We start from the raw sequence: 11224 nt of genomic DNA on the forward strand, positions 1-11224 counted from the left end.
GAAGACGGCGTCCGATTTCTTCTTGGCAGAAATACCCATGACGGAACATCGGTCCCGGGGAAAGAGGTCAGGGCAGGGGCGCCGTCCGGAAGAGCCGCACTTTCAGCCCGCCATGGGCGACCGGCGCGCCGGGTTGCAGGAAAGGCAGGCCCGTCGCCCGTGCAAGACCCTCGTCGCTGGTGACGAGCCCGACCCGCCAGCCTGCGAACCGCTCGCGCAGCGTCGCCCCGAGGGCGCCGTAGACCGCGAACAGGAGCTTTCGCTCGCCGATCCGTGCTCCATAGGGCGGGTTGACCATCACGAGGCCGGGCGGACCGTCGGGCCGGGCCAGATCGCTGACCGCGTGGCGGCGGAAGTCGGTCCGGTCCGCGACACCCGCGCGGGCGGCATTGGCCGTGGCCATCCGGATCGCCCCGTCATCGCGGTCCGAGCCGAAGAAGCGGATCTGTGCCGCAGGCGCGGGGGCGGGGGCCTTCATTGCGGCCCAGGCGTCGGCGTCGAAGCTGGCGAAGTCCTCGAAGGCGAAGCTGCGGTCGCGGCCGGGCGCGAGCCCGCCCGCGATTTCAGCCGCCTCGATCGGGAAGGTGCCCGAGCCGCACATCGGGTCGAGTACCGGTTCGGTGCCGTCGAAGCCGCAGGCGCGCAGGAAGAGGGCCGCCATCGTTTCGCGCAGCGGGGCCTTGCCGACCGCCTGCTTGTGGCCGCGCCGGTGCAGCGGTTCGCCCGAGCTGTCGAGGCTGAGCGTCACCAGGTTGTCGTCGATCCGCACCTTGAGCGCGACCGCGTCCTCGCCGCCGACGGGCGCGCCGAGCGTCTCGGCGATGGCGCGCTCGATCCGCTGGGCGGCGGCGCCCGCGTGGTAGATCTTCGAGGCCCGGCACTGCACCTCGACCCGGACCGGCCGGTCGGGCCGGAGCACCGCGGCCCAGTCGAATTTTCGCGCCCGCTTGTCGAGCTGGGCCAGATGGAAGGCGCGGAAGGTCCCGACCCGGACCAGCACCCGCGAGGCGCCGCGCAGGACCAGATTGGCGCGCCAGACTTCGGGCCAGCCGCCCTGAACGGTGACGCCGCCGGGCACCGCAGAAGGCGCCATAAAGCCCGCCGCGCGGGCCTCTTCGGCCAAGAGCGGCTCGAGCCCCGGCAGGGCGGCGAGGAAGATCTCGAACGGGGGGGCGGCGGTCATCCGGGCTCCGGTAGGGGCTGAGGCGTGAGGGTCCCGCGATACACCGGAAGCGGCGGGCAGGGAAGGGCGCGCTTGACACGTCCGGGGCGGCGCCGCTAGCGATGAAGGCGGAACGCGCGGTTCAGCCGATCCGGAGGGGAACGTGAGGTTCTCTGCCAATCTGGGGTTTCTCTGGCGCGAGCTCGCGTTGCCCGATGCGATCCGCGCGGCGGCAGCGGCGGGGTTTTCTGCTGTCGAATGCCACTGGCCCTACGACACCCCGCGCGCGGCGATCCGCGCGGCCCTCGACGAGACCGGCCTGCCGATGCTGTGTCTGAACACCCGCCCCGGCGATCCGGCGGCGGGCGAGTTCGGGCTTTGCGCCCTTCCCGGGCGCGAGCTCGAGGCGCGGGCCGCGATCGACCAGTCGATCGCCTGGGCCGCGGCGCTGGAGGTGCCGCAGATCCATGCCATGGCCGGATGCGCGCGCGGGCCCGAGGCCGAGGCGGCTCTGGCCGCGGCGCTGGCCTATGCCTGTCTCGAGGCCGCGCCCTATGGCATCGGCATCCTGATCGAGCCGATCAACCCCCATGACGTGCCGGGCTATGCGCTGGCCAGCACGGCCGAGGCCGTGGCGATGATCGACCGGGTGGCCGCGCCGAACCTGAAGCTGATGTTCGATTGCTACCATGTGCAGCGCGCCGAGGGCGATGTCTCGGCCCGGCTGCAGGCGCTGATGCCGCTGATCGGTCATGTGCAGGTGGCCTCGGTGCCCGATCGCGGCCCGCCCGATCATGGCGAACTGGACTATGGCCACGTCTTCGGCCTGCTCGACCGGCTGGGCCATGCGAGGCCGGTCGGCGCCGAGTACCGCCCCGGGGGGCCGACCGGCGACAGCCTTGGCTGGATGGCGACGTTCGGGGCCAAAGGCGCCTAGAGGCAGGCGGTCATGCCGCCGTCGACATAGATCACCTGGCCGTTGACGAAGGCCGAGGCGTCGGAGGCCAGGAAGATGCAGGCCCCGGCCAGATCCTCGATCCGGCCCCAGCGCCCGGCCGGGGTGCGCCGTTCGATCCAGGCACAGAAGTCCGGATCGGCCACGAGGGCCGCGTTCAGGGGCGTGTCGAAATAGCCCGGCGCGATGGCGTTGCAGCCAAGCCCGAGCCGCGCCCAGTCCGTGGCCATGCCCTTGGTCAGGTTGACGATGGCCCCCTTCGAGGCGGTATAGGGCGCGATCCCGGGCCGGGCCAGCGCCGCCTGCACGCTGGCGATGTTGACGATCCGCCCGCGTCCCCGCGCGATCATGTGCGGCGCAACGGCTCGGGCGACATAGAAGGCTGCGTTGACATTGGTGCGCATCAGCCGGTCGAAGGCTTCGACCGGAAACTCCTCCAGCGCCGCGCGGTGCTGGATGCCTGCATTGTTGATCAGGATGTCGATGGGGCGCAGCGCCTCGTAGCCGTCGATGGCGCGCGCCGCCGCCCCGGCATCGGTCACGTCGAAGGGCAGGGTGTCGGCCTCGGCCCCTTCGGCGCGGAGCGTCGCGGCGGCCTCTTCCAGCCGCTCGGCTCCTCGCGCGTTCAGCACCACCCGGGCCCCGGCCGCCGTCAGCGCCCGGGCAAGCCCCAGCCCGATCCCCATCGAGGCGCCGGTCACCAGCGCCGTGCGTCCGCTCAGGTCGAAAAGATCCATGTTCCCTCCCGGTCTCGCGGGGCCAGGACAGCCCCGGATTTTGGTATACCATGTCGCGGCGCCGGGGAAAGACCGGCGACGGGGCGGAGGCCGCCTGGGGCGCGCCGTCTCGCGACGCCCGCGGGGTACCGATCCGGCGGTCGCGCGGCAGCCCGGGCGGGCCAGGCGGGGAAATCGCCGGGAAAGGGCGGACAGGTCCCTAGCCGAGGCGGCGGAAAACCGGATAGAACCGGGGGCGCGCCGCGCCTGTCGCGCGGGTTCAGGCCGCAGGGAGACAGATGCCGGATCATTCCTTTCTCGCCATCGGCGAATGCATGGTAGAGCTTGCCCCGGCCACGGACGGGCTTTTTCGCATGGGCTTTGCCGGAGACACCTTCAATTGCGCCTGGTACGCCCGGCGGCTGCTGCCCGCGGACTGGTCGGTCGGCTATGCGACCGCCGTGGGCACCGATGCGGTGTCGGATGACATGCTGGCCTTCATGGCGGGCGAGGGCGTCGAAACCGGGGCGATCCGCCGGATCGAGGGGCGCACCGTGGGGCTTTACATGATCGCGCTGAAGGACGGCGAGCGCAGCTTTTCCTACTGGCGCGGTCAGGCGGCGGCGAAGGCGATGGCCGACGATCCGGACTGGCTCGACCGGGTCTTTGCCGGGCGCGACCTTCTGCATGTCTCGGGCATCACGCTGGCGATCCTTGCGCCCGAGGCGCGCGAGCGCCTGTGTGCGGCGCTGGCGCGGGCCCGGGCGGCGGGGGCGCGGGTCAGCTTCGATACCAATGTGCGGCCCCGGCTCTGGGCGGACGCGGCCGAGATGCGGGCCGGGCTGATGCTGGGCGCCTCGGTTGCCGACACCGTGCTGCCCTCCTTCGACGAGGAAAGCGCGGCCTTTGGCGATGCCTCGCCCGAGGCGACCGTGGCGCGCTACCGTGAGGCCGGGGCGACGACGGTCGTCGTCAAGAACGGGGCCGCGCCGATCCGGCTTTGGGCCGAGGACATGGAGGCCGAGATCGCGCCCGAACCCGTCGCGCAGGTGATCGACAGCACGGCGGCGGGCGACAGTTTCGCGGCCGGGTTCCTCGCGGCCCGCGCGACAGGTGCCGCGCCGCCCGAGGCGGTGCGCCAGGCGGCGGCGCTGGCCGCCGCGGTGATCCAGCGCCGTGGCGCGCTTGCCCCCGACATCTTCGCATCCGGCGGCCCGGTGCTTAAGGCGGCGCCATGAAGGTCCTGATCCTCGGCGCGGGCGGGTTTCTCGGCGGGCGTCTGGCCCGGGCGCTGGCCCGGCGCGGCACGCTGCGCGGGCGGCCGATCACGGGGCTCGCTCTGGCGGATCTGGCCCCGCCGCCCGTGCCCGAGGCACCGTTTCCGGTCGAGAGCCTCAAGATCGACATCGCGGACCCGGCTTCGGTCGCGGCCGGGATCGCGCCCGGGACAGATGTGATCTTCCATCTGGCGGCGATCGTCTCGGCCCATGCCGAGGAAGACCTCGATGCCGGGATGGCGGTCAACATGGCCGGAAGCCTGAACGTTTTCCAGCGTTGCCGCGCGCTGGGCAGCTGCCCGGTGCTGGTCTTCGCCTCGTCCATTGCCGTTTATGGCGGCGCGGTGCCCGACCCGTTGACCGACGCCACTTTCCTCAACCCGCAGACCTCCTACGGCACCCAGAAGGCGGTGGCCGAACTGCTGCTGAACGACTATTCCCGGCGCGGGCTGGTCGACGGGCGGGGGCTGCGGCTGCCCTCGATCTCGGTGCGGCCGGGACGGCCCAACCGCGCCGCTTCGGCTTTCATGTCGGGGATCTTTCGCGAACCCTTGTCGGGGCAAGAGGCGATCTGCCCGGTCGGCCCCGATTTCGCGCATTTCTACCTCGGCCCGCGCCGCTGCGTCGAAAACCTGATCCGCGCGGCCGAACTGGAGGCCGCCGCGCTGGGGCAGAACCGCTGCATGACCATGCCGGGGCGGCGCTGGACCATCGGCCAGATGATCGCGGCGATGACCGAGGTCGCGGGGGCCGCGCCCGCGCGTCTGATCCGCTGGGAGCCCCAGCCCGAGGTCGAAAGGATCGTGTCGGGCTGGCGCGACGACATCCGCGCCGACCGGGCGCTGGCGCTGGGCCTGACCGCCGATGACAGCTTTGCCGACAACATCCGCCAGTTCCTCGAGGACGACCTGCCCGGCGGCCCGGTCCTCAGTTGACCGGGGTCGGCAGCGGCTGGCCGTCGAGGAAGGCGCGGATATTGGCCAGTTGCAGCTCGGCCATGGCGCGCCGGGTCTCGGTGGTGGCTGACCCCACATGCGGTTGCAGCACCACGTTTTCCAGCCCCTGAAAGCGCGGGTCGATGGCCGGTTCGTCCAGATAGACGTCAAGCCCCGCGCCCGCGATCCGGTGCTCTTCCAGGGCTGCGATCAGCGCGCCCTCGTCGACCGTCGTCCCGCGCGAGATGTTGATCAGAACGCCCGTCGGCCCCAGCGCCGCAATCGCCTCGGCCGAGACGTAATTGCGGGTCTCGGGGCCGCCGACCAGCGCCACGACCAGAAAATCGACCGCGCGCGCCAGACCGACCGGATCGGCGTGATACTGCCAGCCGGGGGTCTCTTTTTCCTGCCGCGAATGGTAGTGGATTTCCATCTTGAAGGCGGCCAGCCGGTCGGCGATCTCGCGCCCGATCCGGCCGAGCCCGACAATGCCCGCCCGCGCCCCCGACACTTTCCGCGCCAGCGGCATGGCGCCGTATTTGGTCCAGCGGCCGCTGCGCACCCAGCCGTCGCCGCGCACGAGGCTGCGGGCCTGGGCCAGGATCAGCCCCACCGCCAGATCGGCCACATCGTCGTTCAGCACATCGGGCGTGTTGGTCACGCGGATGCCGCGCTGGGTGGCGGCGGCCACGTCGATGGCATCGTAGCCGACGCCGAAATTGGCGATCAGCCCCAGCCCCTGCAGCCCGTCCATCTCGGCCGCGCCGAAGGGCTCGTGGCCCTTGTAGGCAACGGCGCGCAGCCGCGCGGCCGCCCCGGGGGCGAGCCCGGCGATGGCGCGGGGCGCATCGACCGACACCGACGAGACGGCGGTCGACAGCCGCGCGCGTTCGTCCTCGGTGAAGGCGGCGCCGCAGATCAGCAGGGGGGTATCGGTCATGGATCGGCCTTTCGTCAGAGCACCGCGCGGATCCGCGCGATGGCCTCGGTGAGGGTTTCGGTCGAGCTGGCATAGGAGAGGCGCAGATAGCCTTCGCCCCGGGCGCCGAAGGCGGTGCCCGCGATGGTGGCGACGCCCGCCTCTTCAAGAAAGCGGTCCTGCGCCTCGGCCGCGCGCATCCCGGTGCCCTCGATATTGGGGAAGGCATAGAAGGCGCCGCCGGGATCGGTGCAGCGAAAGCCCGGAAGGGCGTTCAGCGCGCCCACGACATGGGCGCGGCGGCGGTCGAATTCGGCGACCATGGCGGCGACCGCGTCCTGGGGGCCGGTCAGCGCGGCCAGCGCCGCGTGCTGGGCGGCGGCATTCACGCAGGAATGGTCGTTGATGCACAGCCGCGTCACGTGATCCAGCGCGGCATCGGGCCAGACCGCATAGCCGATCCGCCAGCCGGTCATCGCATAGGTCTTGGACCAGCCATCGAGCACGATCAGCCTGTCGCGGATGTCGGGATATTGCAGCAGGCTGACATGTTCGCGCCCGCCATAAAGCATCGACGAATAGATCTCGTCGGACAGCACCGCCACCCGAGGAAAGGCCGCGAGCCCCTTGACGAGGCGCGAGATTTCGGCGCGGGGGGTGACGCCGCCGGTGGGGTTGGCAGGGCTGTTCAGCACGATCAGGCTGGTGCGGTCGGTGATCCGTTCCAGCACCCGGTCGGCCTCGAAGGCAAAGCCCGTGCGTTCCTCCAGCGGGATCGGCACCGGGGTCGCGCCGGAATAGCGGATCGCGCTCTCATAGATCGGAAAGCCCGGATCCGGATAGAGGATCTCGCGCCCCGGCTGGCCGAACATCAGCATGGCGAAGAACATGGTTGGCTTGCCGCCGGGCACGATGACGACCGTCTCGGGATCGACCTCGACCCCGTGACGGCGGTGCAGGTCGGTGGCAACGGCATGGCGCAGCGCGGGCAGCCCGTTGGCGGGGGTATAGCCGTGATGGCCGTCGCGCAACGCCTTGATGCCGGCCTCGACGATGTGGTCGGGCGTGCGGAAATCGGGCTGGCCGATGCCGAGATTGATGATGTCGCGCCCCTGGGCGGCCAGCGACTGGGCCCGGGCCAGCACCGTGAAGGCCGATTCCGTGCCAAGCCGCGACAGGCTGTCGGCGAACTGCAGATGCGTCATGGGGCCTCCTCCCCGGAGCCGGGCCTGCCGGCCGCTTCCGTTCTGGTATACCAAGCGAAACGCCGAGATAAAGTCCTCCCTTCGGATCGGCAGGCTGCGCGTGGCTTTCCGCCGCCCGTCGGGCGCGGGTCACAGCAGGCGGGCGGCGGCCTCGATCAGATAAAGCGTGCCCATCCCCGCCAGAATCGCTGCCACAACCGAGATTCTGAGCCCCGCGACCAGCGCCGCCAGCGCCGCGATCAGCCGGGCGGGGTCGATGTTGCCGCCGGTCGCCTCGGGCCAGAGCACGAGCGGCGCGACCAGCGCCGGAAACACCGCGACGCCCACATATTTCAGGTGCAACAGCGCCCAGGGCGGCAGCGTCCGGCGGCCGAAGATCCCCAGAAAGGAAAACCGGATCAGGAAGGTCCCGACGGCAAGGGCCGCGGTCAGGCTCCAGAAGGCCGCGTCGGAGATCATGCCCGGCCCCTGCGTTGCAGAAGGCGTTCGGTCTGCGCGCCGGTGATCATCGCGACAAGTGCTGCGACCGGCAGGCCGAGGCTCCAGGGCAGCCAGGCCAGCGCCAGCGCCGCCAGCGCCGACACGAGCGCCGCGACCGCATGGGGCAGGGACCGGATCAGCGGCGCGGTCAGGGCGATGAAACAGACCGGCACCGCGAAATCGAGCGAGAATTCCGCGGGGATCGCCTGTCCGACCAGCGCGCCGGTCAGCGTGCCGCCATACCAGAACGGGCAGATCAGGACCATGCAGCCGAAGTAATAGGCCACGCGCGCCGCAGGCGTCATGGCGGGATGGGCCTCGTAGGTGCGGACCGCGACGGCGAAGGCCTGATCGACCATCAGATAGGCCATCAGCGCCCGCACCCCCAACCGCGCATGACCGAGATAGGGCACGAGTGCGGCTGAATACATCGCCATCCGCAGATTGACCGCCAGGGCCGCCAGAAGTGCCACGAAGACCGGCGCGTGATCTTCCAGAAGCGCCAGCGCGGTGAATTGCGAGGCGCCCGCGATCACCAGCACCGACATCGCCATGGCCTGCAAGAGGTCCAGCCCGGCATCCCGCGCCACCACCCCGAAGAGAAGCGAGAAGGGCACCACGATCAGGATGAACGGCGCGCAGTCGAGCGCCCCCTTCCGAAAGGCTTGTGCCTCGGTCATGGGCGCGCTCCGGGGACTGGTCGGGCACAAGATTTCGGGACCGGCCCCGGCGGCGGGGCCGACACGATGGCGCGGCGCTCGGTCACGACAAGGTCCTCCCTGACCCTCTGGCATTCGGTGCGGATTGCCCTTGCATTTGGTATACCAGATCGGAATGCTGTGCCAAGGGCCGCCCGGGGTCTGGCCGCGCGGGACGCTGCGGCACCGCCCCGAAGCGGCGCAGGCCAGACGCCTCAGCGGTCGCAGACAGACGGCTGCCCGGCGGCAAGCGGAGGAAAGGCATGAGCGACACGCGCGCGAACAAGCGGTTCCGGTCTCAGGAATGGTTCGACAATCCCAACAACCCCGGCATGACCGCGCTGTATGTCGAGCGCTATCAGAACCAGACCTTCACCCGGGGCGAGCTGCAATCGGGCCGCCCGGTGATCGGCATCGCCAATAGCGGGTCCGATCTGGTGCCCTGCAACAAGATCCACGTCTTCCTGATGGACCGGATCAAGGCGGGCATCCGCGAGGCGGGCGGCGTGCCGATGGAATTTCCGGTCCATCCGCTGCAGGAGACCGGCAAGCGGCCGACGGCGGCGCTGGACCGCAACCTCGCCTATCTGGGGCTGGTCGAGATCCTGCATGGCTATCCGCTGGACGGGGTGGTGCTGACCACCGGCTGCGACAAGACCACGCCCGCGCTGCTGATGGGGGCGGCGACGGTCGACATTCCGGCCATCGCGCTCAATGGCGGGCCGATGCTCGACGGCTGGTGGAAGGGCAAGCGCGCGGGCTCGGGCACCATCGTCTGGGAAAGCCGGCGCCTGCTGGCCGAGGGCAAGATCGACTATGACGAGTTCATGGACCGGGTCTGTTCCTCGGCGCCGTCGCTCGGGCATTGCAACACCATGGGCACGGCCTCGACGATGAACGCGATGGCCGAGGCGCTGGGCATGAGCCTGACCGGCAATGCCGCGATCCCCGCGCCCTTCCGCGAGCGGATGGCAATGGCCTACGAGACCGGCAAGCGGATCGTGCAGATGGTGCTGGACGATCTGAAACCCTCCGACATCCTGACCCGCGCGGCCTTCGAGAATGCCATCGTCGTCAACAGCGCCATCGGCGGCTCGACCAATGCGCCGCCGCATCTGCAGGCCATCGCGCGGCATGCGGGGGTCGAGCTGGATGTGACCGACTGGGAGACCATCGGCCATGACGTACCGCTTCTGGTCAACATGCAGCCCGCGGGCGAATACCTGGGCGAGAGCTTCTTCCGGGCGGGCGGCGTGCCCGCGGTGATGGCCGAGCTGGCCCGGGCCGGGCGGCTGCATGTGGGCGCGATGACCGCGACCGGCAGGACCCTGGCCGAGAACCTCGAGGGGGTCCGGTCCGCCGACCCGGACGTGATCGCGCCCTATGACGCGCCCTTGCGGACGCAGGCCGGGTTCAAGGTGCTGTCGGGCAATCTGTTCGCTTCGGCGCTGATGAAGACCTCGGTGATTTCCGACGAGTTCCGCGCGCGCTTCCTGTCCGAGCCGGGGCGCGAGGGCGTGCACGAGGCCCGCGCCGTGGTCTTCGAGGGCCCCGAGGATTACCATGCCCGGATCAACGACCCGGAGCTTGAGATCGACGAAAGCGCGATGCTTTTCATCCGTAATGTCGGCTGCGTCGGCTATCCGGGCTCGGCCGAGGTGGTGAACATGCAGCCGCCGGATGCGCTGGTGAAGAAGGGCGTCATGCATCTGCCGACGGTCGGCGACGGGCGGCAATCGGGGACCTCGGAAAGCCCCTCGATCCTGAATGCCTCGCCCGAGGCGGTGGTGGGGGGCGGGCTGGCCTTCCTGAAGACGGGCGACCGGGTGCGGCTGGACCTGAACGCCTCGCGGCTCGATGCGCTGGTCGATGACGCGGAGTGGGAGTTGAGGCGCGAGGCCTGGGAGCCGCCCGAGATCGTGAGCCAGACCCCCTGGGAAGAGATCTACCGTGCCAATGTCGGCCAGCTGGCCGATGGCGGCTGTCTGGAACTGGCCACGGCCTATCGGCGGATCGCCCGCGATCTGCCGCGCGACAACCACTGAGGCAGGCATGGCGCGCAGCATCATCATCACCGGGGCCGGGCGGGGCATCGGCCGGGCGACCGCGCTGGCCTTTCTGGAGGCGGGCTGGCGGGTTGGACTGGCCGGGCGCGGGATTGCGGCGCTGGAGGCCGTGGCCGAGGGGCGGCCGGGCGCGCTGGTGCTGACCTGCGACGTGACCGACGAGGCTTCGGTCGAGGTTGCCTTCGACCGGGCGATGGCGGCCTGGGGGCGGATCGACGTTCTGTTCAACAATGCAGGCGTTTCGGTGCCGGGGGCGCCGGTTGACGAGATCGCGGTCGAGGACTGGCGGCGCTGCATCGAGGTGAACCTGACCGGCAGTTTTCTTTGCGCCCGGGCGGCCTTCGCCCGGATGCGCCGGCAGGACCCGCCGGGCGGGCGGATCATCAATAACGGGTCGGTCTCGGCCCATGTGCCACGCTGGGGCTCGGTGCCCTATACCGCCTCGAAACACGCGATCACCGGGCTGACACGGTCGCTGGCGCTGGACGGGCGGGCCCATGGCATCGCCTGTGGGCAGATCGATATCGGCAATGCCCGGACCGACATGGCCGAGACCATGACCCGGGGCGTGCCGCAGGCCGACGGGAGCATTGCGGTCGAGCCGGTGATGGATGTGGCCCATGTCGCCGCGACGGTGCTGTTCATGGCAGGGCTGCCGCCCGAGGCCAATGTGCCCTTCCTGACGGTGATGGCGACGACGATGCCTTATATCGGCCGGGGCTGAGGGTATCCCGGTTTCGTCCCGCTGGCGCGGGCCGACCCGCCGGGGGCTTTGCCCCCGGAACCCCAGGGTATTTCTGCCAAGAAGAAG

General features: G+C 70.5%; 11 protein-coding genes. 5 read left to right on the top strand and 6 right to left on the bottom strand.

Translation table 11 applies throughout. The annotated features are described in order from the left end of the window. Positions 1-67: 67 nt before the first annotated feature. Positions 68-1183 carry a THUMP domain-containing class I SAM-dependent RNA methyltransferase gene (locus BYZ73_RS16765; RefSeq protein ID WP_112316822.1) on the bottom strand — a complete coding sequence of 372 codons (1116 nt, stop codon included), beginning with the start codon at positions 1181-1183 and terminating at the stop codon, positions 68-70. Between the two features lie 142 nt (positions 1184-1325). Between BYZ73_RS16765 and BYZ73_RS16770 the strand changes: the two genes are divergently transcribed. Then, positions 1326-2099 carry a hydroxypyruvate isomerase family protein gene (locus BYZ73_RS16770; RefSeq protein WP_112316823.1) on the top strand — a complete coding sequence of 258 codons (774 nt, stop codon included), beginning with the start codon at positions 1326-1328 and terminating at the stop codon, positions 2097-2099. Here the strand turns inward: BYZ73_RS16770 and BYZ73_RS16775 are convergent. Beyond that, entirely contained in the window at positions 2096-2854 is a 759-nt protein-coding gene (locus BYZ73_RS16775; protein WP_112316824.1) for an SDR family oxidoreductase, read from the bottom strand. The two genes, BYZ73_RS16770 and BYZ73_RS16775, sit on opposite strands and share 4 nt — an antisense overlap. A 278-nt stretch (positions 2855-3132) precedes the next feature. Between BYZ73_RS16775 and BYZ73_RS16780 the strand changes: the two genes are divergently transcribed. Then, positions 3133-4071, top strand: a complete 939-nt coding sequence (locus BYZ73_RS16780; RefSeq protein ID WP_112316825.1) for a sugar kinase — start codon at positions 3133-3135, stop codon at positions 4069-4071. Then, on the top strand, positions 4068-5045 hold the full coding sequence (denD, locus tag BYZ73_RS16785) for a D-erythronate dehydrogenase (RefSeq protein WP_112316826.1): 978 nt from the start codon (positions 4068-4070) through the stop codon (positions 5043-5045). The genes BYZ73_RS16780 and denD overlap by 4 nt, the downstream gene beginning before the upstream one ends. Here the strand turns inward: denD and BYZ73_RS16790 are convergent. From BYZ73_RS16790 to BYZ73_RS16805, 4 genes are all read right to left on the bottom strand, one after another. Then, on the bottom strand, positions 5038-5985 hold the full coding sequence (locus tag BYZ73_RS16790; protein ID WP_108023180.1) for a 2-hydroxyacid dehydrogenase: 948 nt from the start codon (positions 5983-5985) through the stop codon (positions 5038-5040). The genes denD and BYZ73_RS16790 overlap by 8 nt on opposite strands. Positions 5986-5999: 14 nt before the next feature. Beyond that, on the bottom strand, positions 6000-7169 hold the full coding sequence (locus BYZ73_RS16795) for a pyridoxal phosphate-dependent aminotransferase (protein WP_112316827.1): 1170 nt from the start codon (positions 7167-7169) through the stop codon (positions 6000-6002). 129 nt (positions 7170-7298) lie between these two features. After that, a complete protein-coding gene (locus BYZ73_RS16800; protein WP_112316828.1) occupies positions 7299-7628 on the bottom strand; it encodes an AzlD domain-containing protein in 330 nt (109 codons plus the stop codon). Then, positions 7625-8329 (bottom strand): AzlC family ABC transporter permease, encoded by a 705-nt coding sequence (locus BYZ73_RS16805; RefSeq protein ID WP_112316829.1) that lies wholly within the window; start codon positions 8327-8329, stop codon positions 7625-7627. Before BYZ73_RS16805 ends, BYZ73_RS16800 begins: the two co-directional genes overlap by 4 nt. A gap of 281 nt (positions 8330-8610) precedes the next feature. On the opposite strand from BYZ73_RS16805, the gene BYZ73_RS16810 reads away from it, so the two are divergent. Next, complete coding sequence (locus tag BYZ73_RS16810; RefSeq protein WP_112316830.1) at positions 8611-10392, top strand: IlvD/Edd family dehydratase; 1782 nt, start codon at positions 8611-8613, stop codon at positions 10390-10392. 7 nt (positions 10393-10399) lie between these two features. Beyond that, the gene (locus tag BYZ73_RS16815; protein WP_112316831.1) at positions 10400-11137 is read left to right on the top strand and encodes an SDR family oxidoreductase; all 738 of its coding nucleotides are present in this window, start codon (positions 10400-10402) and stop codon (positions 11135-11137) included. The last annotated feature ends 87 nt before the right edge of the window (positions 11138-11224 follow it).

This window comes from Rhodovulum viride, from assembly GCF_003265965.1.
Classification (GTDB): Bacteria; Pseudomonadota; Alphaproteobacteria; order Rhodobacterales; family Rhodobacteraceae; genus Rhodovulum; species Rhodovulum kholense.

Bases quoted from the DNA above. Each gene is read 5' to 3' on its own strand.
- BYZ73_RS16800 (WP_112316828.1), bottom strand. From the start codon at position 7,628: ATGATCTCCGACGCGGCCTTCTGGAGCCTGACCGCGGCCCTTGCCGTC.
- BYZ73_RS16775 (WP_112316824.1), bottom strand. From the start codon at position 2,854: ATGGATCTTTTCGACCTGAGCGGACGCACGGCGCTGGTGACCGGCGCC.
- BYZ73_RS16780 (WP_112316825.1), top strand. From the start codon at position 3,133: ATGCCGGATCATTCCTTTCTCGCCATCGGCGAATGCATGGTAGAGCTT.
- denD (WP_112316826.1), top strand. From the start codon at position 4,068: ATGAAGGTCCTGATCCTCGGCGCGGGCGGGTTTCTCGGCGGGCGTCTG.
- BYZ73_RS16795 (WP_112316827.1), bottom strand. From the start codon at position 7,169: ATGACGCATCTGCAGTTCGCCGACAGCCTGTCGCGGCTTGGCACGGAA.
- BYZ73_RS16805 (WP_112316829.1), bottom strand. From the start codon at position 8,329: ATGACCGAGGCACAAGCCTTTCGGAAGGGGGCGCTCGACTGCGCGCCG.
- BYZ73_RS16810 (WP_112316830.1), top strand. From the start codon at position 8,611: ATGAGCGACACGCGCGCGAACAAGCGGTTCCGGTCTCAGGAATGGTTC.
- BYZ73_RS16790 (WP_108023180.1), bottom strand. From the start codon at position 5,985: ATGACCGATACCCCCCTGCTGATCTGCGGCGCCGCCTTCACCGAGGAC.
- BYZ73_RS16765 (WP_112316822.1), bottom strand. From the start codon at position 1,183: ATGACCGCCGCCCCCCCGTTCGAGATCTTCCTCGCCGCCCTGCCGGGG.
- BYZ73_RS16815 (WP_112316831.1), top strand. From the start codon at position 10,400: ATGGCGCGCAGCATCATCATCACCGGGGCCGGGCGGGGCATCGGCCGG.